Source organism: Rhizobium sp. Root1212 (assembly GCF_001424985.1).
Taxonomy (GTDB): Bacteria; Pseudomonadota; Alphaproteobacteria; order Rhizobiales; family Rhizobiaceae; genus Pararhizobium.
Genome location: NZ_LMDA01000001.1, coordinates 383,699 through 406,308, shown reverse-complemented (window position 1 = coordinate 406,308; position 22,610 = coordinate 383,699). Strand labels below are relative to the sequence as shown.

At 62.1% G+C, this 22,610-nt stretch carries 20 protein-coding genes and 1 pseudogene; 10 read left to right on the top strand and 11 right to left on the bottom strand.

The features are described 5' to 3' along the window. Positions 1-88 precede the first annotated feature (88 nt). Positions 89-1,087 carry an NAD(P)H-quinone oxidoreductase gene (locus tag ASC86_RS01975; RefSeq protein ID WP_056315333.1) on the top strand — a complete coding sequence of 333 codons (999 nt, stop codon included), beginning with the start codon at positions 89-91 and terminating at the stop codon, positions 1,085-1,087. 296 nt (positions 1,088-1,383) lie between these two features. Continuing rightward, the gene (locus ASC86_RS01970) at positions 1,384-2,388 is read left to right on the top strand and encodes an asparaginase (RefSeq protein ID WP_056315331.1); all 1,005 of its coding nucleotides are present in this window, start codon (positions 1,384-1,386) and stop codon (positions 2,386-2,388) included. On the opposite strand, the gene ASC86_RS01965 is transcribed toward ASC86_RS01970, so the two are convergent. Next, on the bottom strand, positions 2,322-2,543 hold the full coding sequence (locus tag ASC86_RS01965) for a hypothetical protein (protein WP_056315329.1): 222 nt from the start codon (positions 2,541-2,543) through the stop codon (positions 2,322-2,324). The two genes, ASC86_RS01970 and ASC86_RS01965, sit on opposite strands and share 67 nt — an antisense overlap. A gap of 93 nt (positions 2,544-2,636) precedes the next feature. Here ASC86_RS01965 and ASC86_RS01960 point away from each other — a divergent pair, with 93 nt between their 5' ends. Further along, positions 2,637-3,566 carry a LysR substrate-binding domain-containing protein gene (locus tag ASC86_RS01960; protein WP_056315327.1) on the top strand — a complete coding sequence of 310 codons (930 nt, stop codon included), beginning with the start codon at positions 2,637-2,639 and terminating at the stop codon, positions 3,564-3,566. On the opposite strand, the gene ASC86_RS01955 is transcribed toward ASC86_RS01960, so the two are convergent. The 4 genes from ASC86_RS01955 to ASC86_RS01940 all read right to left on the bottom strand — a co-directional run bounded on the left by ASC86_RS01955 (position 3,563) and on the right by ASC86_RS01940 (position 6,745). Further along, positions 3,563-4,234 carry a Fic family protein gene (locus ASC86_RS01955; RefSeq protein WP_056315324.1) on the bottom strand — a complete coding sequence of 224 codons (672 nt, stop codon included), beginning with the start codon at positions 4,232-4,234 and terminating at the stop codon, positions 3,563-3,565. The two genes, ASC86_RS01960 and ASC86_RS01955, sit on opposite strands and share 4 nt — an antisense overlap. Further along, a complete protein-coding gene (locus ASC86_RS01950; RefSeq protein ID WP_056315322.1) occupies positions 4,227-4,433 on the bottom strand; it encodes a hypothetical protein in 207 nt (68 codons plus the stop codon). Before ASC86_RS01950 ends, ASC86_RS01955 begins: the two co-directional genes overlap by 8 nt. A 206-nt stretch (positions 4,434-4,639) precedes the next feature. Further along, the gene (locus ASC86_RS01945) at positions 4,640-5,299 is read right to left on the bottom strand and encodes a glutathione S-transferase family protein (RefSeq protein WP_056315320.1); all 660 of its coding nucleotides are present in this window, start codon (positions 5,297-5,299) and stop codon (positions 4,640-4,642) included. A 120-nt stretch (positions 5,300-5,419) separates the two neighbouring features. Then, entirely contained in the window at positions 5,420-6,745 is a 1,326-nt protein-coding gene (locus ASC86_RS01940) for a TIGR03808 family TAT-translocated repetitive protein (RefSeq protein ID WP_056315318.1), read from the bottom strand. Positions 6,746-6,965: 220 nt separating this feature from the next. Here ASC86_RS01940 and ASC86_RS01935 point away from each other — a divergent pair, with 220 nt between their 5' ends. Both ASC86_RS01935 and ASC86_RS01930 read left to right on the top strand, forming a co-directional pair. Further along, positions 6,966-9,275, top strand: coding sequence for an EAL domain-containing protein (locus tag ASC86_RS01935; protein ID WP_156386921.1), 2,310 nt, complete (start codon positions 6,966-6,968; stop codon positions 9,273-9,275). A gap of 154 nt (positions 9,276-9,429) precedes the next feature. Continuing rightward, the gene (locus ASC86_RS01930; protein WP_056315315.1) at positions 9,430-10,203 is read left to right on the top strand and encodes a L,D-transpeptidase; all 774 of its coding nucleotides are present in this window, start codon (positions 9,430-9,432) and stop codon (positions 10,201-10,203) included. Between the two features lie 131 nt (positions 10,204-10,334). Here ASC86_RS01930 and ASC86_RS01925 read toward each other — a convergent pair whose 3' ends face one another. From ASC86_RS01925 to ASC86_RS01915, 3 genes are all read right to left on the bottom strand, one after another. After that, a complete protein-coding gene (locus ASC86_RS01925; protein WP_056315313.1) occupies positions 10,335-10,727 on the bottom strand; it encodes a response regulator in 393 nt (130 codons plus the stop codon). Then, positions 10,724-12,658 (bottom strand): PAS domain-containing sensor histidine kinase, encoded by a 1,935-nt coding sequence (locus ASC86_RS01920; RefSeq protein ID WP_156386867.1) that lies wholly within the window; start codon positions 12,656-12,658, stop codon positions 10,724-10,726. Before ASC86_RS01920 ends, ASC86_RS01925 begins: the two co-directional genes overlap by 4 nt. Before the next feature lie 121 nt (positions 12,659-12,779). Then, a complete protein-coding gene (locus tag ASC86_RS01915; RefSeq protein WP_056315310.1) occupies positions 12,780-13,253 on the bottom strand; it encodes a MarR family transcriptional regulator in 474 nt (157 codons plus the stop codon). Positions 13,254-13,407: 154 nt separating this feature from the next. On the opposite strand from ASC86_RS01915, the gene ASC86_RS01910 reads away from it, so the two are divergent. The 3 genes from ASC86_RS01910 (at position 13,408) to ASC86_RS01900 (ending at position 17,231) form a co-directional block, all read left to right on the top strand. After that, positions 13,408-13,830 carry an organic hydroperoxide resistance protein gene (locus ASC86_RS01910; RefSeq protein ID WP_056315308.1) on the top strand — a complete coding sequence of 141 codons (423 nt, stop codon included), beginning with the start codon at positions 13,408-13,410 and terminating at the stop codon, positions 13,828-13,830. Between the two features lie 340 nt (positions 13,831-14,170). Next, positions 14,171-16,303: a calcium-binding protein gene (locus tag ASC86_RS01905; protein ID WP_056315306.1), complete on the top strand. Its 2,133-nt coding sequence runs from the start codon at positions 14,171-14,173 to the stop codon at positions 16,301-16,303. A gap of 193 nt (positions 16,304-16,496) precedes the next feature. Continuing rightward, positions 16,497-17,231 carry a LuxR family transcriptional regulator gene (locus ASC86_RS01900; RefSeq protein WP_056315304.1) on the top strand — a complete coding sequence of 245 codons (735 nt, stop codon included), beginning with the start codon at positions 16,497-16,499 and terminating at the stop codon, positions 17,229-17,231. A gap of 387 nt (positions 17,232-17,618) precedes the next feature. Here the strand turns inward: ASC86_RS01900 and ASC86_RS01895 are convergent, their stop codons facing one another. Further along, a complete protein-coding gene (locus tag ASC86_RS01895; RefSeq protein WP_056315302.1) occupies positions 17,619-19,187 on the bottom strand; it encodes a helicase HerA-like C-terminal domain-containing protein in 1,569 nt (522 codons plus the stop codon). A 195-nt stretch (positions 19,188-19,382) separates the two neighbouring features. On the opposite strand from ASC86_RS01895, the gene ASC86_RS01890 reads away from it, so the two are divergent. Both ASC86_RS01890 and ASC86_RS01885 read left to right on the top strand, forming a co-directional pair. Beyond that, positions 19,383-19,568, top strand: a complete 186-nt coding sequence (locus ASC86_RS01890) for a hypothetical protein (RefSeq protein WP_200943763.1) — start codon at positions 19,383-19,385, stop codon at positions 19,566-19,568. 240 nt (positions 19,569-19,808) lie between these two features. Continuing rightward, positions 19,809-20,210, top strand: a pseudogene (locus ASC86_RS01885) (hypothetical protein); the annotation flags it as partial. Between the two features lie 33 nt (positions 20,211-20,243). Here the strand turns inward: ASC86_RS01885 and ASC86_RS01880 are convergent. Together ASC86_RS01880 and ASC86_RS01875 are read right to left on the bottom strand one after the other, a co-directional pair. Next, positions 20,244-21,155 carry a LysR substrate-binding domain-containing protein gene (locus tag ASC86_RS01880; protein WP_056315295.1) on the bottom strand — a complete coding sequence of 304 codons (912 nt, stop codon included), beginning with the start codon at positions 21,153-21,155 and terminating at the stop codon, positions 20,244-20,246. Between the two features lie 176 nt (positions 21,156-21,331). Beyond that, positions 21,332-22,489, bottom strand: coding sequence for an MFS transporter (locus tag ASC86_RS01875; RefSeq protein ID WP_056315293.1), 1,158 nt, complete (start codon positions 22,487-22,489; stop codon positions 21,332-21,334). Positions 22,490-22,610: the final 121 nt, after the last annotated feature.

Genomic DNA, 22,610 nt, shown 5'->3' with positions numbered 1-22,610 from the left:
CACTGCTTTGCGCCGTGCTCTAGGAAGGCGCCGCCCCCTGCGCTAAATATCGAGGACATTTCAGAGGCCGAACTGACGAGGACCCGCCATGACCCTTCCCACCGAGATGACCTATGTCGACCTGCCCACGCCGGGCGGCCCGGAAAACATGGTAATGGCCAGGGGGCCGCTGCCGGTCCTCAAGCCGGGCGAAATCCTCGTGCGCGTCGAGGCGGCCGGCGTCAACCGGCCGGACCTCCAGCAGCGCAAGGGGCTCTATCCACCGCCGCCCGGCGCAAGCCCGGTCATGGGGCTGGAAGTCTCGGGCGAGGTGGTGGCGCTGGGCGAGGATGTGGAGGGGTTTGCCCCCGGCGATCTCGTCTGCGGCCTTGCCAACGGCGGTGGCTATGCGGAATTCTGCGCCATCCCCGCCAGCCAGGCGCTGCGCTGGCCCCATGGCTACGACGCGCCCCGCGCGGCCGTTCTGCCCGAAACCTTCTTCACCGTCTGGGCCAATGTCTTCCAGATGGCCGATCTGGTCGAAGGCGAAACCTTCCTCGTCCACGGCGGCACCAGCGGCATCGGCACGACCGCGATCCAGCTCGCCAACGCTTTTGGCGCCCGCGTCTTTGCAACGGCGGGGACCGCGGAGAAATGCCGCGCCTGCGTCGAGCTCGGTGCCGCCCGCGCCATCAACTACCGGGAGGAAGATTTCAAGGCTGTCGTGCTGGAGGAGACCGGCGGCAAGGGCGTGGACGTCATTCTCGACATGGTCGGCGGCCCCTATTTCTCCCGCAACGTCACCAGCCTCGCCAAGGATGGCCGCCTGGCGATCATCGCCGTGCAGGGCGGCAGCAAGGTCGAGAATTTCGACGTGCTGCCGATCATGGTGAAGCGGCTGAGGCTGATGGGCTCGACGCTGCGCCCCCGCACGGCGGCCGAGAAGGAAGCGATCCGCGATGATCTGGGGGACAATGTCTGGCCGCTGTTCGACGCGGGCGAAATCGCCCCGGTCATGCATGCAGTGGTGCCCTTCGCCGAGGTCGCAGAAGCGCACCGGATGCTGGAGGCGGGCGACCACATCGGCAAGATCGTGCTGACGATGTGAGGGACGGAAGACCCCTTGCATTCCTGTCATAATGCATTACCTTTTCCCCATGTTCAACGAAACGAAAGGAAGGTGATCCAATGTCTAATGAGATTTCGGCTCTCGTGACGGGCATGGGAATTGTGGTGACGGAAGCGAGGCAGCCCTCGTTCTGATCCCGCCTTCCTTCGGGTGACATGATGGCACCCGGCCTCTCATAAGGCCAAAGCTCATGGAAAGGGTCGCTTCGGCGACCCTTTTTTATTGGCCTGCCGTGGAGTATGACGGGGCTCAATCAGGATTCTCGAGGGCAGAGCATGTCGAACCCCGTACTCGTCGAAGTCACCCGCGGTGCGCTGGTGGAAAGCCGTCACCGCGGCATGGTCATTGCCGTGGATGGCGATGGCAACACCGTGTTTTCGCTGGGCGAAACCGACGCCGGTGTCTTTCCGCGCTCGGCCTGCAAGGCTATGCAGGCGCTGCCGCTGATGGAAACCGGCGCGGCTGATGCCTACGGTTTCGGCGCCAAGGAATTGGCGCTTGCCTGCTCCTCCCACAATGGCGAGCCGGAGCATGTGGCGCTGGCTGCAAAGATGCTCGCCGCCGCCGGCCGCGATCTCGAAACCCTCGAATGCGGCGCCCACTGGTCGTCCAGCCAGCCGACGCTGATCAATCAGGCTCGCAGTCTCGACCGCCCGACGGCGCTTCACAACAATTGCTCGGGAAAACATGCCGGCTTCATTTGCGCCGTCTGCCACGGAGATGGCGATCCGCGCGGATACGTCACTTACGACCACCCGCTGCAGCGCGAAATCCGCGGCACGATGGAGGCGCTGACCGGCGGCGTGCTCGGCCACGACAATTGCGGCACGGACGGCTGCTCGATCCCCACCTATGCCGTGCCGCTGAAGGGGCTCGCCCACGGCTTCGCCAAGATGGCGACCGGCGCTGGCCTCGCCCCCGAGCGCGCCCGCGCTTCCAAGCGCCTGATCGAAGCCTGCATGGCCGAACCCTTCTACGTCGCCGGCACCGGCCGCGCCTGCACGAAGCTCATGCAGCTCGCCCCCGGCCGCATCTTCGCCAAGACCGGGGCCGAAGGGGTGTTTTGCGCCGCGATCCCGGAAAAGGGCATCGGCATCGCGCTGAAATGCGAGGACGGCACCACCCGCGCCGCCGAAGCCATGATCGCCGCCACGCTTGCCCGTTTCTTCACGGACGAACCGGACCTTCACGCCTCGCTGCTGGGCATGGCCAATCACGCCATGCACAACTGGAACGGTCTTTTCGTCGGCGACGTCAGGGTCACCGACGCCTTCGCCTGAGCGCCATCGGCGCAACCCTCTTCCTCGGAAAGCTCGCGCGGAAACGGCAGGTCGCCGAGCGCGCGGGCATCCATGCGATCGATATCGGGATGATCGAGCAGATCGATCACGGCGGCTACATCGCTCTTTCTAAAGATCGAGAAAATCTTCAACATGATATCGGCATCCTTCTGTTAAGGGTGCCATGATCTGCCTGTTTCCGGGCCTTCTCAATTGAGATTGCCGGTATTTTGTTATAGATTTTCTATATGAAAAATCTCAACCTCATCCATCTCAACGGCCTGCGCGCCGTCGAAGCGGCCGGGCGGCTGGGCTCGCTGCAGGCGGCGGCCGACGAACTCGGCGTCACCGTCGGCGCGGTCAGCCAGCAGATCATCAAGACGGAAAAGCAGCTTGGCCGCACACTGTTCGAGCGTAGTCCGCGCGGGCTGGTGGCAAGCGAGTTCGGCGCAACGTTCCTGCCGCGGCTGAAGGCCGGTTTCGAACTGATCGATCAGGCGGTCGGCACAGCGCGAAAGCGCGACGAAGGCATCCTGACGATCTCCGTCGCCCCGGTCTTTGCCGCCCGCTGGCTGGTATCGCGGCTCGATCGTTTTGCCGAGCAGCATCCGGGCATCCGGCTGCGCATCGATGCGACGACGACGCTCGTCCATATGGACGCTTCCGACGTCGATATCGGCATCCGCGTCGGGCGTGGCGATTGGCCGGGCGTGACGGCCGAGCTGTTGCTGGAGCAGGAGGTCTTTCCGGTCTGCGCGCCGGCAATGGCGCGGCAATTGAAGGAGCCCGCCGATATCCTGAATTTCCCGGCGATCATCGACGGTCGCTCGATGTTCTCGTGGGAGACATGGTTTCAGGCAGTCGGGCTTTCCGGCAAGGTCATGGGCGAACGCCACGTCTTCAACGACGCCTCGCTCTGCCTCGATGCGGCGATTGCCGGGCAGGGGCCAATGCTAGTCTGGCAGACGCTTGCCGGCGACAGCCTCATCGACGGTCGCCTGATCGCGCCGTTCAGGGTCCGCGCCAAGACCGGCTTCGGGCACTATTTCGTGACGGCACCGGAGCGGAGAGACGGCGCAACCGTGCGGGCGTTCAAGCAGTGGGTGCGGGAAGAGATTGCCGGGAGCATGCGGCGGATCGATGCGATACGGGGTAGCCGCAACACCTTCGCGGACTAATCAGACAGATAGTGCTTTCCTGTCGCGGCTTCCATGAGGCCGGTAAGCTGTACCGCCAGCATCGCCTCGATAAGCTCTTCCATTTGGGAGAGATCCAGATCGCCATCTTCGTCGGCTCTGTCTGCCGCTTCCAGAGCTTCAAAATACGGTTTTCTGTTATCGACGATCTGGTCAGGGATCGTGTTGCGGCCTGGCAGTAACATGCCGAGCCGTATGCAGAGAACCAGATAGGACACCATGCGCGAAGTGCGTCCGTTGCCATCGCTGAAGGGATGTATCCAATTCAGCCGCCACATGATGTAAGACGCGAGATGAACGGCGCTTTTCTCATGCCAATTGTCATTGATGTAGTCGCACATATCCTCGACAAGCTCCGGAACACGATGTGCTTCAACAGGCTTGTGACGGCTACCTTGAATTTCCACACTTGCAGGTCTGAAGTTGCCGGCATAGATGCTGATGCCATCTAATGCTGCACGATGAAGTGCCAGGATTGCCGACGGGCGCAGTTTCCATGATGCGCCTCGGTCATTTGCTTCGATGATCATCTGACAGGCCCTATCAAACTGAATTAGGCCATTTCGTGCTTCGGCTTCTGCTCTCGCCTGATCATCATTGATAAGATTTGCATCGCTTGCCACACTGTGGCGGCGATCTTCTTCAGTCATTGTTGCTCGACTTTGTGTGAGAGATGTCACCGGAATACGGCATCTTGTCAGCGATCTTATCTACCATTTCGCGGGTGATCTTGCTGTTCTCAAAATGCGTGTTGCCATAGGCAAAGCTGCGACGTTGAACCTCAATATCATTTTTCGAATGAGGAGCTTTACGCGCTGCCTCTATCAGTTTCTTGAGCGGTTCATTCATGTCGGCATCCTTTCATTGTCCCTACCATAAAACCACATAAATGATTCATGGCAATGCTGATCACAGCATGCTGGGAATTGTGCGAAGCTGTTGACGCTTCGTTGCAACACGCAGCATATAGGTGCAACTCGACGAGAATGCGATCATGTGTCGATGCAATTGCGCATGTTCATTTCGCGATGGCTTCTGTTCTTGCTAACGCTTCCTCACGCCGCCTCCAGCTCTCGTGCCGCCATCATCGCCTGAAACGCCGGCCGCGCGTGACACGTCTCCAGCCAGGCCTTCACGGCCGGATATTTCGCAAACAGCGCTTCCTGCGACATGGCATAGCGGAAGACTTCCGCGAGGTTGAGATCGGCAACGGTGAAACGGTCCCCGATGACGTAGGGCGTCTTTCCGAGCTGGGCGGAGAGCAGGGCAAAGCCCTTGTCGAGAGCGGCGGCAGCCGCGGTGATGATGGCCTTGCCCTCCGGCGTCTTCTCGATCTCCTTGTCGACGGTGAGGACGATCTTCACGGCATGCGGCTCGATCTCGGTGGCGGCCCACATGGTCCAGTTGCCGATCAGGCCTTCTTCCGCCACGGTCTGGCCGGAGAGCGGGCCGCCGTGCTTGCGGGCGAGATAGAGGTTGTTGGCAAGCGATTCCGTCAGCACCAGCCCGTCATCGTCCATGGCCGGGATCAGGCCCATCGGGTTGACGGCCAGGAACGCCAGTGAGCGGGTATTGAGCGGCGCATCCGCCGCCTGCGGATCGGCGAGACGATAGGCCTGGATGACCGGAACGGAGCGGAAGGGCAGGCCGAGTTCGCCGGCCATCCAGTAGTTGCGGGAAGCGCGCGAGCGATAGACGCCGTAGATCGTCAGCATGGTGTTTTCCTCCTGCCGCCGGGCGCGGCTTGTTCCGTGGGATGGCTCGCACCGTAGGAAAACCGCCCGGCTGCTGGAAGCCGTCGGCGCTGATATCACACATGAAATCTTGTAATGGGTTCAGCCGAGCCGATTGCCGGAAATCGTCAGATGCGAAAACCGTTCGGCGCCCTCGGCCGCCAGATCGCCCGTCACCTTGTCGTTCCAGCGATAGCCGAGCACCGCGCCGTCGCGCACCGCGCTGAAGATGTTATCGGTAACGATCGCGGCGCCCGCGCCCTCCACCACCGTTACGGCGCAGCCGCCGCCCGCCCTGCGCACCACATTGCCGCTTGCCACCACATCGCGCAGATACGGCCCCCAGCCGAGCATCAGCCCCCATTTCGGCGCGTTTTCGATGACGTTGCCGGAAACGACCGTATCGGCCTCGACGGCGATGCCGAAGCCGAAACCGGCGCCGTCGTGGATATAGGGACCCTTTTCCGTCAGGTTGCGCACGATATTGCCGCTGACGGTCGAAAGCCGGCCGCCCTCGTTGAAATTGACGATCAGGATGCCGTTGGCCGCCCCGTCGATCAGGTTGTCGCTGACAATGGCGCCCTGAAAGCCGAATTCGGAATAGATCGCCGTCTCGCCGGAGCGCAGGCATTGGTTGCCCGATATCTGCACATTCGTCGCTGCATTGGCGCGGATCGCCGAAAAGGCGCAGTCGGAGACATGATTGCCGGAAACGACGACACCGGCCGCGCGAAAGATATTGATGCCGTTGCCGTTCTCCCCGGTGCCGCCGTCGCGGGCGCCGATGCGGGAAATGCGGTTGCCGGAGATGATGGTGCCGTCCTCGTCCGCCTCCCAGCGATGCACCAGCAGGCCGCCATTGCCGCAATCGGCGATGCGATTGCCGGTGATCGAAAGCCCCTCGCTTTCCACCGCGAAGAGCCCGGCATCGGCGGCACCCGAGATGGTGCAACCAGCAATCCGTCCGCCGCAATGTTCTGCATAGAGACCATGGCGGGCGCTGTTGCGGATCTCGCAATTTTCGAGCGCCAGGTTTTTGACGCCGCGCAGATCGAGCGCACCCTGGGCTTCATTGCCAAGCAACTGGCCGTCGGTTTCGAGGATGAGATCGCGCAGCGTCAGCCGCTCCAGCACCTCGGCGAAGAGAAACCGCCCGCCATCCTCCTGCACGAGCCGCGTCGCGCCGGGGACGCCGGACAGCACCGTGCCCTCCGGCAGGCGAATACCCGATACCCGGAAGTCGCCCGCCGGCAGCTCGATCGCCCGGCGTTTTCGCGCGGCCTCCGCCAGCAGATCGGCAAAGGCCCGCGACTGGCCCTTGCGGGCATCCGGCACGAGCGCGCCCACTTTGCCCTCGGCGCCCGCGGGTGAAAACGCGAGGCTTGCGGGGGCGGCCGCAAGGAGGAAAATCAGCGATCGTCGTTTCATGGGGCATGAGGTCCTTTACGGCCGTTAAGCAGGAACCGTGCCACCCCGGATCGTACCGGAATGACACAGTTTTTTCCCAAACCCGGCATGTCGAATGTAGCTGTAAACCGCAATGATGACGGGTCTCTTTAGGGACAGATAACTTCTGGCTGTTAGTGTGCCCGAAGGGGACAGATCTGCGCAGGGAAAACCGCGCCCGGAGGCTTGCGTGACGAAGGAAATGAGCCGTTATCGTCGTGAGGCCGTATCAAAAGGCGCCGACAACGACGACACGCGCCGGTTGCTGGCCGCCAATCAGCGGATGATCACCGAACTTTCGCGCCTGGTCGGCCCCGAAGCCGATATCGCCAACCGGCACGACTGGCTCGAAACGATGATGAACCATGTGCCGGATTGCATCTACGCCAAGGATGCCAACGGCCGGTTCCTGATGGCAAACCATGCCACCGTTGTCGAAAACGGCTTTTCCTCCATGGGCGAGATCGTCGGCAAGACCGATTTCGATCTGCATCCGCCGGAAGATGCCCGCAAGTTCTACGATGTCGAGCGCCGGGTTATGGAGACGGGCGAGCCCGCCTTCGGCATCGAGGAGCGCGCCGTGGTCGACAAGGGCAGCGAGCGCTGGCTGATGACCTCCAAGGTGCCGCTGCGCAACAAGTACGGCATGACCATCGGCACCGTCGGCGTTTCCCGCGATATCACCGACCGCAAGCGGGCCGAGCGGCTGCTGCTGGGGCAGGCCCGGCTTCTGGAAATGATCGCCAAGAGCATCTCGCTCACGGATTTCTTCACCGAGCTTTTGTCGCTCATCGAAAGTCATCTCTCGGGCGTCATCGGCTCGGTGCTGCTGCTGTCGGAAGACGGCACGCAGCTTCTGACGGGGGCCGCCCCCGGCCTCGACAAGGCCCATTGCGAAGCGATCCACGGCATCGAGATCGGCCCGAAGGTCGGCTCTTGCGGCACGGCGGCCTTTTGCGGCGAACCCGTCTTCGTCTCTGATATCCTCATCGATCCGCTGTGGGAGGATTATGCCGATCTGGTGCGGCCCTTCGGTTATCGCTCCTGCTGGTCCATGCCCATCCGCTCCTATCAGGGCCGGGTGCTCGGTACGTTCGCGCTGTATTCGCCTGTTGCCGGTGTTCCCACGGATGAGCAGCGCGAGCTGATCTCCATGGCAGCCCATCTCGCCGGCATCGCCATAGAGCGGCAGAAGTCGGAAGAGCGCATCCATTTCATGGCGCATCACGATGCGCTGACCGGCCTGCCGAACCGGGTGTTGTTCGACGAGCGCGTGGTCCAGGCGCTGGAAAAGGCCGCCCGCAACAACCAGTGGGTCGCGCTCGCCTTCCTCGACCTCGACAATTTCAAGCTGATCAACGACAGCCTCGGCCACAAGGCCGGCGACGAGCTGTTGCGCGTGGTTGCCCGGCGTATGCTCTCCTGCGTGCGCAAGACGGACATGGTGGTGCGCGTCGGCGGCGACGAGTTCATCATTCTGCTCACCGACCTGCCGGCCGAAAACGGCATCATCGTGCCGCGGCTCGAAGAGATCAGGCGCACCATCGCCGCCCCGCTCACCCTTGCCGGGCGCTCGCTGCAGGTCAGCTGCAGCATGGGCGTCGTCGCCTTTCCCGAGCACGGCTCGACGCCGGAAGAGATGCTGGCCAATGCCGATGCGGCCATGTACCGGGCCAAGGAAGTCGGCCGCAACAACCTGCAGATATTCAATGCCGAAATGGCGGCCACCGCCCATGAGAAGCTTCGCCGCTATGAGGCGTTGCGTGAGGCGATCATGCGCGAGGAGTTCGTGCTGCATTTCCAGCCGCAGATGAACCTTGCGACCGGCAGAATTTTCGCCACCGAATCGCTGTTGCGCTGGCAGCACCCGACGCTCGGCATCGTGCCGCCGGGCGACTTCATTCCGCTTGCCGAGGAAACCGGGCTGATCGTCGATATCGGCGATTGGGTGTTGAACGCCGCCTGCCGCCAGAACAAGGCCTGGCAGGATGCCGGCCTGCCGCCCATCGTCATCAGCGTCAACGTCTCGGCCCGCCAGTTCCGCGAGGGCGACTGGGTGTCGCGCGTGGCGCTGGCGCTGCAGGAAAGCGGGCTCGAAGCGCGTTATCTGGAGCTGGAGCTGACCGAAAGCCTGATCATGCAGGACGTGCAGCAGGCGATCGCCACCATGCACGAGCTGGAAGCGCTCGGTGTGCAACTGGCGATCGACGATTTCGGCACCGGCTATTCGAGCCTCAGCGCGCTCAAGCGCTTCCCGGTGAAGCGGTTGAAGATCGATCGCTCCTTCGTCATGGATATTCCCGCCGACGAAGACGACAAGGCGATCACCAGCGCTATCATCTCGCTGGCGCAGGAGCTGGGCATGCAGGTCATCGCCGAGGGCGTGGAGACCGAGGCGCAGGTCGCCTTCCTGCGCGACAACGGCTGCAACGAGATCCAGGGTTATTTCTTCAGCAGGCCGGTTCCGGCCGGCGATATCGCGCAGCTGATTTTAGAGCAGGGGTCTCGTTGACGCAGATATGAACAGGATTTGAAGGCGCAAGCCTCAATCCAGTCGCATTTGCCATCTTTGTGGCAAAGACCGGTGTTGAATTCCGGTCTGGCAGACATAGCTGTTTGCCCAATCGGCCTGTTCGACCGGCCCGCCTAACCGGAATGTGGAGTTCATGACCCTTTCGCTTACTCGCCGGAGATTCCTCAATCTTTCCGGCCTTGCCGCGACCTCGACCGTTCTGGCCGGTTGCGTCAATCCGATGAACACCGACCGGTTCCGCGAGGAGACCCGGCCCTATTTCCGCAATCCCGAGCTTGAAGGCCGGCCGCCGGTGACGGGCGACGAATATCTCGGCCGCGTCGGCGAGCCCACCCCGAGCGGGCTGATGCCGGATACCTCGCGTTATGCCGCGATCTATGGCCCGATGCAGGATGACGGTTTTTCCATCCCGGCCGTGCCCTATCAGCAGATCGACGCGCGCTACTATCGCCAGCAGGTGGAAAATCCCTTCGGCGAGCGGCCGGGCACCATCGTCGTCGATACGGGCGACCGGTTCCTCTACCTCATCCAGCGCGACGGCTCGGCCATGCGCTACGGCGTCGGCATCGGCCGCGAGGGTTTCGCCTGGTCCGGCCGCGGCGTGATCCAGTGGAAGCAGAAATGGCCGCGCTGGAAGCCGCCGAACGAGATGGTCGCCCGCCAGCCGCATCTGGAAGAATATTCGATCGCCAATGGCGGTATGCCGCCGGGCCTCAACAACCCGCTCGGCGCCCGCGCTCTCTATATCTTCCAGAATGGCGAGGATACGCTCTACCGCCTGCACGGCTCGCCCGAATGGCAGTCGATCGGCAAGGCGGTGTCTTCGGGCTGCGTGCGTCTGATCAACCAGGATATCATCGATCTCTACGATCGCGTGCCGAACAAGACGCCGATTCTGGTGATTTGAGCGCTGAAAGGAACCCCTCTCCACAAGGGGGAGGGAGCCTACGGTGCGAGAGGTGATCTCAGCGTTCCGGCATTCTCGATCGACTCCCTCCCCCTTGTGGGGAGGGTTGGGGAGGGGCTTGCCTTTTTGCCTCAACTCCCCGTCGTCACCCCATCCAGCAACGTCGCCATGATCCGCAGGTTCTCCACCGTCAGCGGCTTCTCGAAATAGCTTTTCACAAAGTCATAGTGCATCGCCCGCTCGCGGTCGGCGGCCAGATGCGAACTTGTCAGCATGGCGACGACCGGGGCGTGGCGCTCGAATTCGCGGGCGTAGTGATCCAGAAACTCGAAGCCGTTCATGATCGGCATGTTGATGTCGAGGATGATCGCATCGGGCATGGTGGTGCGCAGGATATCCAGCGCTTCGCGCCCGTTATAGGCCTTCAGCACGCTGATGCCGGGGTCGAACTTGCGGATCGTATAGCTGCAGATGAACAGATCGCCGTCGTCGTCGTCGATTGTCAGGATCGATGAAAGTTTCATGGCGCTGCCCTCCCGTCCGGCAATGTCACTGTGAAACGGCTGCCCTTCTCGCGTCGGTGAAAGGAAACCGTGCCGCCGAGATGTTCGGCGCTTTTCTTGAGAATATAGAGCCCCAGGCCGCTTCCATAGGCATGCTGCGGATGAAAGCGGCGGAACATCTGGAACAGCTGCTTTTCGTCGTCTTCGCGGATGCCGAGCCCGTTGTCGGAGACGCTGAGCACGAAGGCGCCGTCTTTCCGCCGAGCGCGGATTTCCACCTGGGGACGGCTTTCCTGCGGATCGCGGTATTTCAGCGCGTTGGAGAGCAGGTTATCGATGACGATCTGGAAGCGGCTCGCCTTCTTGTGGAGCAGGAGCGTCGCCGGCACATCGACGACGATCTCAGTCGTCTGCCCGGTGTCGATATAGCGCAGCCGCTCGACCGTATCGTTGATGGTTTTGGCGACCGGGATCGGCGTTTCCGCCTCCTCCAGCACCTTCACGCGGGTCAGCATGATGATGTTCTGGATCAGCCCGTCGAGCTTGCGGAAACTCTGCTCGATGCGCGCCAGCACCGGCTTCAGCTCGTCCGGGCCGGCGCCGCCCTCGATCATGTCCTGCACGATCGAGACCATGCCGATGGAAGAGGCGATCGGCGAGCGCAGGTCGTGGGAGGTGCGGTAGGAGAATTCCTCCAGCTCGGCATTCGCCTCCAGAATCTGCTGTTCGTATTGCTTGCGCTGGGAAATATCGCGCACGATGCCGCTATAGAGTGTCTGGCGGCCGAGATTGACCTTGGCGACGGAAAGATCGAGCGGGAAGGTGGAGCGGTCCTTGCGCCGTCCTTCCACCTCGCGGCCGATGCCGATGATCTTCGGCCGCGAAGTGGTGTTGTAGTTGGCGATATAGCCGTCATGTTCGCGCCGGTAGGGCTCCGGCATCAGCATCTTGACGTTCTGGCCGAGCATTTCGGCGGCGCTGTAGCCGAAGATCCTCTCGCAGGCCGGATTGACCGAGAGGATCAGACCGCGGTCGTCGATGGTGATGAAGCCGTCGACGGCGGTCTCGATGATCGCGGCCAGCCGCTTGCGGCTTTCCGAAAGCTGCTGGGCGACATCGCGGTGGCGCTGGACACTGCGCAGTGCAAACAGCACCATCAGCCCATAGGCGACGCCGGAAAACAGCAGGATGGCGAGCAGCGTCGAGCGCGCATTGCCGCCATCCGAAGCCGGCAGCTCCTCGGTGAACAGCATCTCCTGCCGGGCAAATTCCAGATAGGTCAGAAGCACCAGCAGCAGGTAGGTGGTGGCGGCCAGGAAGGCCGCGATCGTCGCCCGCCGGTAGCCGAGATCGCCGGGCCGCGAAAACAGAAGCCCGGTCGACAGGGCGAGGAACCCGGCCGCGGTCTGCGGCGACATGCGGCTGAGCGGCAGCCATTCATAGGAGGCCGTGGCATTGACGATATGGCCGATGAGGGCGCTGGCGGCGATGACGAAGACGAGACTGGCGAGCACCAGCTGCGGCAGTGCGTTGCGGGCAAGCCGGACGGTGATCAGGATCGCCGCATTGATCAGCATGAACGACAGCGCCGTGCCGACCACCATGCGCCCCGGAGGTCCTATGCCGCTTTGGATGAAGGGTGTGAGGAACAGCCGGTCAATGCCGAAATCGCGCTGGAGCAGGTTTTGGACAAGGGCAAACGCGGAAAATCCAAGCACGGTCGCCGAAAGCGGGCCCGACCAGTTGCCGCGGGGCAGATACAGCGCCATCAGCGCAGCCCCGGTCAGCGCGAAACAGAGCGCGGTGTTGAACTGCATGGCAAACAGCACGGGAGCGCTCGCCGCCAGTCCCTGTGGCTGCAGCACCCACAACAGCATGACAGCGATGCCGATCAGCAGGCTCGTCAGGCCGGTGCAAAGCCCCAATGGTTCCCAGTTCGTCTCGGTCCGCACAGTTCCCTCTCCGGCGGCAAGAATCGCACGGTAAGGTATAGTAGTCTGGCCGTTGCATAAAAGAAGAGCGAAATCCTGCACTTCCGCCAGAATGTTCAGGGCAGGCCGCCGACTGGTCCGGTCAGGAGGCCCGGTCGAGTTTCTGCGCCAGGCCGTGCAGTGCGGCGCGCAGGTCTGCGGCCTGCTCCATGCTGCATCCGGTCGCCCGGCTGATATCGCGGAGAATATCGAAGGCCTCGCGCTTCAGGGCCTTGCCGGAGGGGGTCAGCCGGATGATCACCTGCCGCTCGTCCTTGATGTCGCGCGTGCGGCTGACGAAACCGGCGGCTTCGAGCCGTTTCAGCAGAGGCGAGAGCGTGCCGGAATCAAGCCCCAGCTCCTCGCCGATGCCCTTCACCGTCATCTCGTCCCGTTGCCACAGCGAAAGCAGCACGAGATACTGCGGATAGGTTAGGCCGAAACGGTCGAGCATCGGCTTGTAGGTGCGGTTGAAGGCGTGGGCCGCGGAATAGACGGCAAAACAAAGCTGCTGGCTGAGCGCCAGCATGCTATCGTCCAGGGCGTCCGCCGCCGTCTCGTCGTCTCGCTTCGTCATGGCGACAGTATCGCAAATCCGGAAAAAAATGCAATTTGCAAAATCATATTGCGCGCAATTTAATTTTGAGCTATCTAAATACGCAACGGCGACGGGAGCCGCCGCTTCGATAGAATTCACGTTCCACCCGAAACGATAACCCAAGGAGAGCATCATGCCCATTCTCTACACCACCCAGGCATCCGCCACCGGCGGCCGTGCAGGCCGCGCCGTCTCGAAGGACGGCGTTCTCGACGTCACGCTGACGGTTCCGAAGGAACTGGGCGGCGACGGCGCCCGCGGCACCAATCCCGAGCAGCTTTTCGCCGCCGGCTATTCCGCCTGCTTCCTCGGCGCGCTGAAGTTCGTCGCCGGCAAGGAGAAGGTGACGATCCCGGAAAACGCGACCGTGACGGCCACTGTCGGCATCGGCCCGCGTGAAGACGGCACCGGCTTCGGCATCGAAGTTTCGCTCTCGGTCGACATCCCCGGCATCGACCGCGCGCTCGGCGAAAAGCTGGTCGCCGCCGCCCACATCGTCTGCCCCTACAGCCACGCGATGCGCACCTCGACCGAAGTTTCCGCAAAGCTCGCTTGAGTTGAGCCTCTTTTGACAGGCGGCGGTCTGCCGTCATCTTGAACTTGCAAATGACAAAGGCCCGCGCAGTTTCTGTGCGGGCCTTTGCCGTTTTCGGGCGGCTGAATTCCTTGTCGGGGGTGTATCAGGTCATGCTTACGGATGAGGCTCCGGGAGCTTGACCGATTATTTGCCGAGGCAGATAGTCCAAAGTCGGGTTTATTCTAGAAGATGAAAAGTTTCGCCGCCGCCGAAATCCTATTCGGCGCTGGGCGTCGGCCTGTGTCTATAAGATCTGCATGTTTTATCGAAGTTAACCCGCCGGACAGGGACCGACGACGCTGGGCTATTGGGGGATAACATGGCTCTTACTCCGCAGAGTGTCAGCTTTACGCTGAATGGCACCACGCCGTTCACGATCAATGGCAACAGTTACACTTGGGATGAGAAATGGATTGGATATCTGTCCCAAGGGTTTAACGATACGACGAAGTCCTACACCGTTACCGCAACGCTTGCGTCGTCGGGTTGGCAGATCGCAACGGTGCGCTTGGGGGGCGATGCCACGACCAAGATCGTGATCAACGATACCACCACGGGCGATGGCGCTTACATCAACTACATGCAGCTTAAGGCAAGCGCGGGCAGCACAGTCACCCTGACGAACAGCAAGGTTTCGCACCTGATCGGTAGCGACTTTGTGGAAACGATTACTCTCGGCAACAAGGGTGCGGAGTCGCTCGATCTCGGCGGCGGCAACGATGTCGTCAAAATCGGTAGTGGCTGGGTCGGTTCGATCATGACAGGCAACGGCAACGACACCGTCAAGGGTGGTGATGGTGATGTCAGTATCATTGGAACCGGCGATGGCAACGACACCGTCAAGGGTGGTGATGGTGATGTCAGTATCATTGGAACCGGCGATGGCAACGACACGATTACGCTCGGGAAAGGCGGTGTAGACGCCATCGCCACAGGCGGAGGAAACGATACCATAAACGGTGGAACCGGTTGGGTGAATGCCATCGACACCCAGGAAGGCGATGACATCGTCAATATCGGCAACGCCGAGTTCAGCGTTGTCCGGGTCAGCAGCGGCAAAAACACTGTCAGTCTCGCCAACGGCGGTGCCAACTCCGTAATCGCCTATGACGGCGACGATACGTTGAAGATCACGGGGACCGGTCATGTCGATACCGCGTCCCTGGGCAGCGGCAAGAATACCATTGATGTCGGCAAGGGCCGCATCGGCTCTCTTGAGGCCTACCAAGGCAATGACACCGTCACGATCGGCGATGGTAGCGTCGATATGCTGCGTCTGAGCGACGGCAACAACAATCTTACGCTGACGGGGAAGGGCTATGTCGATGCGATGGTTACCTATGAGGGCAGCGATACTGTCAAAGTCACCGGCACAGGCCGTCTTGGTGTCTTGAATTTGGGATCGGGGGTCAACACGGTCGCCGTTGGCAATGGCCAGATGGAGTCGCTGACGACCTATGAAGGCAATGATACAGTCACGGTCGGCAACGGCGGCGTCGGCATCGCGCGCCTTGGCGGCGGTATCAATACCTATACCCAAAAGGACGGCTGGCTGGATTCCTACATCGGCCAGGGCGAAAAGGATACCGTAACGATTACCGGCGGGGCGACAGCGGGCAGCATCAATGTCGGGGGCGGAAGCAATATCGTAAAAACGGGTTCCGGCTTCGTCGATACGCTTGTCGCTTATGGCGGCAACGACACCTTTACCATCGGCTCGGGCGGTGCAAGCTCGGTTGTCGCCGGAAGCGGCGTCAATACCATAACCGCGACCGGCTGGGTCGGCGCGATCGTTGCCTTTGATGGCGTCGATACGGTGAAGCTCGGCGCGAAAGGCGCCGGTTCGGTCATCCTCTACGGCGGTAACGACACAGTGTCGGTGAGCATGCTCACCGACACGACGCAGACTGTTCTTATCGATGGCGGCACGGGGACGGATACGATCAGTTTTGCCGCTTTCAACAAGGCCGTGACGCTGTCGCTCGCCTCGACCGCCGCAACCGTGACGAGCGCCGGCAAGTTCATCTTGTCCGGCTTCGAAAACCTCATCGGCGGCTCCGCGGGCGACGCGCTGAACGGCAACAGCGGCGCCAATGCCATCACCGGGCTCGGCGGCGGCGACAAGCTGACGGGCGGCGGCGGCAACGATACCTTCGTCTACAAGGCGGCCTCGGACAGCACCGTCGCAGTCGGAGGCCGCGACACGATCTTCGACTTCACCACCGGCGACAAGATCAACCTTTCCGCCATTGATGCCAGCAGCAAGGTGACGGGAAACCAGGCGTTCACGTTCATCACCACGGGCTTTACCGGCGCCGGCGGTGAACTGCGCGTCGACAAACAGGCCTCCGACACTTTCATCTATGGCGATATCAATGGCGACAAGCTGGCTGATTTCGCCATCCAGCTGGATGACGCCGTCACCCTCAATGCCAGCTTCTTTGTGCTGTAGCCGAACCGGCAACCCGGATCTTTCAAAAAACCCGGCGCTGGTTGCCGGGTTTTCTCTTTTCCCGGATATCTCTTTTGCACGAAGTCCCAATATTTTTGACGGCCACGCGAAAAAAAGCGACACTCGCGACGTTAAAGGGACAGCCTCGATCGCGCGGCCATAGCCGGCCTTTGCATCGGGAGAGGGGAAAGCCATGCCGGAGGCGGAAATCGGGCCGCTGGATATCGTCACCGCGATCGGCGCCATTCTTGCCGCGTCGGTGCCGAAGGAGTGCGTGGCGATCTTCCGCGACATGCTCGACCGCTGCGGCATCGATACCTTTGCTGCCGGAGAGATCGACCTGCGCCACCGCGCCCGCTCCGTCTTCCATGTTCTCGACTGGCCGGAGGACTGGCGCCGGTATTATTTCGGTTCCGGTCTCGTCAATCGCGATCCGCTCCTGAGCGCGCTGGAAAAGCGCACGGGGCCGTTTACCTGGTCCGAGCTTCGCGCCGACCGCACCTTGCCGCGGCTCGGCACCGAGGCGCTGGAGCGGGCTGCGGAGGCCGGCTGGACCGATGGTCTCGTCGTGCCGATCCCGCGCGGCGGCCAGCGGGTCGGCATCGTCAGCATCGTTGCCCGCCGGGGGATGATCAGCCAGATGCAGAAGCTGCTTTTGCCGCCGCTTTGCATCTGCTTTCACGTGCGGCTCAGCGGCATGGTCGCCGGCCACGATCTGCCGGTGCCGCCGGCGGGGCTGACCGGCCGGGAGCTGGATTGCCTGCCGCTCGTCTCCAAGGGATATTCCGATCGCGAGATCGCAGCCGCGCTCAATATCTCCGTCTCGACGGCCCACGAACATGTTGAAAATGCGCGCAAACGCTTCGAGGCCGCCAATCGGGCCGAACTGGTCGCCGCCGCCGTCTCGCTCGGCGTCATCCACTTCTGATCACGGAAAGAAAATGTATGTGTGCAAACGTGTTTGCGCGATTTTGCGGGGACGTGTTCGGCGAAGCCGGGAGTAAAACGTGTTAGCCGGATGCAGAGAATTTGCGGGCTCGTTTCTTTCCGAAAACATACAGAATTTTAGGGGTAACCCCTAAAATAGAGGGTATTTCTCATATCGTCTGGTGTTAACATTCAGTCGGGGTTCGGAGGATGTCGATCTAGCGAAAACAAAAACGCGATCCTCCTCATTTTAAAAGTCTTTTTTAACACCATGAACTATTGCTCCGGACCTCGGTGCTCTTGGGATCGGTATTTCTGTCGGTAACTGACCCGAGGTCCTTCGCTCGCGAACCGGCGCAAGGTTATTGCGCCGGGATACGCGATCTTCCTACCGCTTCAAGCTCCCCAAAATACCGCGCACCAGCGCGCGGCCGAGCGAGTTCGCCATGCTGCGGGCGGCGGATTTCATTGCGGCTTCCACCACCGTTTCGCGTTGCCGGCCGCCGGTGCTCGCCGAGCGGGGGCGGGCGCTGCCGCTTGAGGAGGAGCTGTCGGTGCCGAAGCCGGGCAGGGTCCAGATGCTGCCGCCACCGGAAGAGGATTGATCATCTGCCTCCTCGGCCTTTTTGGCGTCGTTGGTCTGCTGGGTCGCCTGGGCGGCGCGTTTTGCCAGGATTTCATAGGCGGATTCGCGGTCGAAATCCTCGTCATAGAGGCCGGCGACCGGGCTGATCTGCATCACATGGGCGCGTTCGGCTTCCGTCAGCGGGCCGACGCGGCTGGCCGGCGGGCGGATCAGCGTGCGCTCGACCATCGAGGGCGCGCCCTTGCCTTCGAGCGTCGAGACCAGCGCCTCGCCGGTGCCGAGATTGGTGATGACGGTGGCGCAATCGAACTCCGGGTTGGGACGGAAGGTATCGGCCGCCGTCTTCACGGCCTTCTGCTCGCGCGGCGTATAGGCGCGCAGCGCGTGCTGCACGCGGTTGCCGAGCTGGGCGAGCACCGTTTCCGGCACGTCGAGCGGGTTCTGCGTCACGAAATAGACGCCGACCCCCTTGGAGCGGATCAGCCGCACCACCTGCTCGACCCGCTCGATCAGCACTTTGGGTGCATCGTTGAACAGCAGGTGGGCCTCGTCGAAGAAGAAGACCAGCTTCGGCTTGTCGGGATCGCCGACTTCCGGCAGTTCCTCGAACAGTTCCGACAGCAGCCACAAGAGGAAGGTGCCGTAAAGCCGCGGGTTCATCATCAGCTTGTCGGCGGCCAGCACCGAGATCGCGCCGCGGCCGTCATTGGTGGTGCGCATGATGTCGGAGATCTTCAGCGCCGGCTCGCCAAAGAAATTCTCCGCGCCCTGCTGCTCGAGAATGAGCAGCTCGCGCTGGATCGAGCCGACCGAGGCCTTGGAGATGAAGCCGTACTTGTTGGAAAGCTCCGAGGCGTTTTCGCCCATATAGTTCAAAAGCGCCTGCAGGTCCTTCATGTCGAGCAGCGGCAGCCCGCCCTGATCGGCGATCTTGAAGGCGATGTTCAAGACGCCTTCCTGCGCATCGGTGGCATTCATCAGCCGCGAGAGCAGGAGGGGGCCCATTTCCGACATGGTGGTGCGGACACGGTGGCCCTTTTCGCCGTAGATATCCCAGAAGATCACCGGGAATTCCTGGAAGTCATAGGGTTCGAGGCCGATCTGCTGGGCGCGCTTGACGAGGAAATCCTTGGCCTCGCCCATGGCGCCGATGCCGGAAAGATCGCCTTTCACGTCGGCGCAGAACACCGGCACGCCGGCATTGGAAAAACCTTCCGCGAGAATCTGCAGCGTGATGGTCTTGCCGGTGCCGGTGGCACCTGTGACGAGACCGTGGCGATTGCCGAATTTCAGGTCCAGATATTCGGGCTTGTTGTTGGTATCGTCCGGCTTGCGGCTGGTGCCGATATAGAGTTTCCCGTCCTCGAGCATCGCGGCCTGTCTCCATGTTCCGGCGGCTGGCCTGGCTTTGAGGCGCTGCCGCAATCCGTTGTTGCCGTCTAGTTATAGGAGCGCAGCGGGCAGGCGGCAACAGGCGGAATAATCTTGGAAAACTGTCGATAGCCTGTCATCGTGACTTCGAAATCAAACGGGCGAAATAACGCCTCTACGCATATGGAGCTGCCCGTGAACGCGGAAGATAAGCGCGCCAGAAAATCGCTGGATATCCAGCTTTTCGCGAAGCAGATAGGCAGAAAGGCCCACGCCGGCCACGACCCGAACGACCGCCAATATGATCGCGGTATCGCCCAGAAACTGAGACGAATGTCTCCTGAGGAAATCGATTCTCTTCTTCGCGGAGAGGACGAATAGACTTGGTTTTGGTGCTAAAATTCGCTCCGGAGGTCAGAGCCTTGCGATACAAGGCAGGTCAAGGCTGCCGTTAGGCTTGGCATGGCTGTCACATTGTATTTCTTGTCGCATTGTAACTATCAAGCAGCCATGAAACGATGCTGGAAAAGGCTCTGGATGAAGCCCGCAAAGCCGCCGTCCACCGCTTGAGTTTCCCTATCGAATAATTTACGTTAACGTCCACGTCAAAATAACGAGGAGACTTCCATGAACGAACTGATCCAGCGCGTGGCCGACAATGTCGGCATCGATCCGGCAACCGCCGAAAAGGCGATCGGCATGATGCTCGGTTTCCTGCAGCGCGAAGCGGCCGATGGCCCGGTTGCCCGCATGATCGAGGCGATCCCCGGCGCAAGCGAGCTGGTCGCACAGTATAACGGCGAAGGCACGGGCGGCGGTGGCCTGCTCGGCGGCCTGCTGAGCGCGGTCGGTGCCGGCGGCGGCGTCATGGCGCTCGGCCAGCAGTTGATGAGCCAGGGCCTCGGCATGGGCGAAATCACCTCTCTCGCCAGGGAAACCATCGGCTATGCCAAGGAGCATGCCGGCGAGGAAGTCGTCGACGAGGTCGTCAACTCGGTTCCCGGCCTCAGCCAGTTCGTCTGATAAGGCAAAGTCTTGTGGAATGCGCGGCGGCCCTCAGTTCTTAAGGGCCGCCGTTTTTGTTTCTCCGGCGAGCGTATCCGTCAACCAGTCCGCAAAGCGCCGCGCGGCGGGTGAGAGTGCGGAGAAGCTGCGGGCCACCAGCCAATAGCTGCCATAGGGCAGGGTGGTTTCGAAGGGGCGGATCAGCAAGCCGGCGGCGATATCGTCCCTGGCAAACAGCGTATCGACGAGGGCAACGCCCTGGCCCCGCGCCGCCGCCTGCCGCACCAGCCCGCCATCGGCATAGATCAGCCCGCGTTCCGGCCTGAGCGATGCGCCCGCCTTCCGGAACCATTGGTGCCAGAGATCGCGGTTTTCCTCGTGCAGGAAATCATAGGCCATCAGGTCGGCCGGATTTTCGATCGGTTGCCCTGAGGCCAGAAGCGCCGGCGACAGGGCGGGGGTCAGCACCACATCGCAGAGATGCCGGCTTTCCACCCGTGGCCACGATGTGGCGGAGGCGCTGTGGCGAATGGCGAGCGAGGCTTCGTGCCGGCGGAATTCGACAAGGCGGCTGTCGGCATCGATGCTGATGTCGATATCCGGGTTGTCCTTTTGAAAGGCCGGCAGGTTCGGCACCAGCCAGCAGGCGGCAAAGGAGGGTTCGACGCTGATACTCAGCGTCGCCGCCTTCTCCTGATCGCGCAACGCGTCGAGGCGGTCGCCGATCGTATCGAAGGCATCGGTCAGCGCCGAAAGCAACGCCTCGCCGGCCGGCGTCAGCGTCACGCTGCGATGGCCGCGCGTAAAGAGCGGCCGCCCCACCAGCGCTTCCAGTTCGCGCACCTGGCGGCTGACGGCGGCCTGCGAAATGAAAAGTTCGCCTGCCGCCAGCGTGAAACTCTTGACACGGCCGGCGACTTCGAAGGTGCGCAAGGCGGTAAGCGGCAGGCGTCCGCGCTTCATTCCCATAACCTCAAGTCATCTGAAGACGACGATAAGCTCGTTTGAGCCCGGCCGGCAAGCGCATTCTAATGGGCACTTGTTTCATTGGCACGATGAGGTGCAATCATGTGGAAAGAGGTTTTGGAAACGCTTGCCGAAGCCCTCAGGCTTTCGACCTTTCAGCCCGAGACCCGCCCTCAGCCCCGGCGGGAAAAGGCGAAAAGCCCGGTGAAGAGCAAGAGCGCCGCGCCGACGCTGAGCGGCCCCGCCGCCGGCCCGCCGGCGGCCATGATGCTGCCGGTGAGGCCGGAGCCTGCACCGCTCCCGACGGCGTAAGCCAGCGAATAGGCGGCACTTCCCGCCACCAGCATGCCGCCGCGATAGGTCTCGCCGAGCAGCGTGAGCGCGCAGGTATAGAGCGAAAACGCCGCCCCGCCCATCAGGGCATAGTCCATCAGGATCAGCACAGGGTGCTCGATGAAGGGAATGGCGAGGAAGCCGAGGGCGGCGGTGAGCGAGGCGGCGATCGCCACGCCATGGCGCGGCAGCCGGTCGAGTGCAAGCCCGATGAAGGGCTGCGCCAGCGCCGTCGGCAGCGCGAGGACCGTCACGCTCAAGGCGGCGAAGGCCTCGCTATGGCCGGTCTTAACGAAATAGACCGGCATGGCCGAAATCGCAGCGATATCGGCGAAACCGAAGGCGAAGACCATCAGGATGAGCAGCGGCGCCACCTTGAAGAAGCGGAAGAGATCGCGCGTCGAGGACGGCTCCGGCACCGTGCGGGTGGAAAACATCAGCATCGCCGTCGCAAAGGCGACGATCGCCAGATAGATCGCGGTGATGGCGAAACCGAAGCCGCGTTCGCTGCCGAGCAGCGGGATCGCCAGCGGCCCGGCGGCAAAACCGGCGCACATGCCCGCGCCATAAAAGCCGGACACCCGGCCGCGCAGCCTGTCCGGGCAGGCGGCATTCAGCCAGGCTTCGCCGAGCATGAAGATCATGCTGGCGAAATAGCCGAGCAGGAAGCGGGCGATGAACCATGTCGTCAGCGACGAGGTGGCCGCAAAGGTCGCAAGGCAGAGCGAGCAGCCGACAAGGCTTGCGATGATCAGCCGGTTGGCCCGGAACCGGGCCGTCAACGCCCCGAGCGTCAGCGTCGCCGTCCCGAGCCCGATGGCAAAGCCCACGGCATTGAACCCGATCAGCGTCGTGGAAATGCCGCGCGCTTCGAGCGTCAGCGAAATCAGCGGATAGGTGAGCCCCTGCGCGACGGAAAAGGCAGTGACGCCGAGGATGACGGCCGCAATAGCCGACCAGTCCGGCATGGCGATGTCGTGATGGCTTGCAGATTGCATGGGGTTTGTTCTCGCAGAGGTTTGCGTTCTCTTACAGGAGATTTGGCGGGTGCGATATGGAGAGACGGCAAGGATTCTTCGGTGATCGGTCACTCCAGAGGTCCTCTCTCGCTGGACGCAG

What these genes read in the sequence shown, in the direction of transcription:
- ASC86_RS01975 (WP_056315333.1), top strand. Translation starts at nt 89, where the DNA reads ATGACCCTTCCCACCGAGATGACCTATGTCGACCTGCCCACGCCGGGC.
- ASC86_RS01970 (WP_056315331.1), top strand. Translation starts at nt 1,384, where the DNA reads ATGTCGAACCCCGTACTCGTCGAAGTCACCCGCGGTGCGCTGGTGGAA.
- ASC86_RS01965 (WP_056315329.1), bottom strand. Translation starts at nt 2,543, where the DNA reads ATGTTGAAGATTTTCTCGATCTTTAGAAAGAGCGATGTAGCCGCCGTG.
- ASC86_RS01960 (WP_056315327.1), top strand. Translation starts at nt 2,637, where the DNA reads ATGAAAAATCTCAACCTCATCCATCTCAACGGCCTGCGCGCCGTCGAA.
- ASC86_RS01955 (WP_056315324.1), bottom strand. Translation starts at nt 4,234, where the DNA reads ATGACTGAAGAAGATCGCCGCCACAGTGTGGCAAGCGATGCAAATCTT.
- ASC86_RS01950 (WP_056315322.1), bottom strand. Translation starts at nt 4,433, where the DNA reads ATGAATGAACCGCTCAAGAAACTGATAGAGGCAGCGCGTAAAGCTCCT.
- ASC86_RS01945 (WP_056315320.1), bottom strand. Translation starts at nt 5,299, where the DNA reads ATGCTGACGATCTACGGCGTCTATCGCTCGCGCGCTTCCCGCAACTAC.
- ASC86_RS01940 (WP_056315318.1), bottom strand. Translation starts at nt 6,745, where the DNA reads ATGAAACGACGATCGCTGATTTTCCTCCTTGCGGCCGCCCCCGCAAGC.
- ASC86_RS01935 (WP_156386921.1), top strand. Translation starts at nt 6,966, where the DNA reads ATGAGCCGTTATCGTCGTGAGGCCGTATCAAAAGGCGCCGACAACGAC.
- ASC86_RS01930 (WP_056315315.1), top strand. Translation starts at nt 9,430, where the DNA reads ATGACCCTTTCGCTTACTCGCCGGAGATTCCTCAATCTTTCCGGCCTT.
- ASC86_RS01925 (WP_056315313.1), bottom strand. Translation starts at nt 10,727, where the DNA reads ATGAAACTTTCATCGATCCTGACAATCGACGACGACGACGGCGATCTG.
- ASC86_RS01915 (WP_056315310.1), bottom strand. Translation starts at nt 13,253, where the DNA reads ATGACGAAGCGAGACGACGAGACGGCGGCGGACGCCCTGGACGATAGC.
- ASC86_RS01910 (WP_056315308.1), top strand. Translation starts at nt 13,408, where the DNA reads ATGCCCATTCTCTACACCACCCAGGCATCCGCCACCGGCGGCCGTGCA.
- ASC86_RS01905 (WP_056315306.1), top strand. Translation starts at nt 14,171, where the DNA reads ATGGCTCTTACTCCGCAGAGTGTCAGCTTTACGCTGAATGGCACCACG.
- ASC86_RS01900 (WP_056315304.1), top strand. Translation starts at nt 16,497, where the DNA reads ATGCCGGAGGCGGAAATCGGGCCGCTGGATATCGTCACCGCGATCGGC.
- ASC86_RS01895 (WP_056315302.1), bottom strand. Translation starts at nt 19,187, where the DNA reads ATGCTCGAGGACGGGAAACTCTATATCGGCACCAGCCGCAAGCCGGAC.
- ASC86_RS01880 (WP_056315295.1), bottom strand. Translation starts at nt 21,155, where the DNA reads ATGAAGCGCGGACGCCTGCCGCTTACCGCCTTGCGCACCTTCGAAGTC.
- ASC86_RS01875 (WP_056315293.1), bottom strand. Translation starts at nt 22,489, where the DNA reads ATGCAATCTGCAAGCCATCACGACATCGCCATGCCGGACTGGTCGGCT.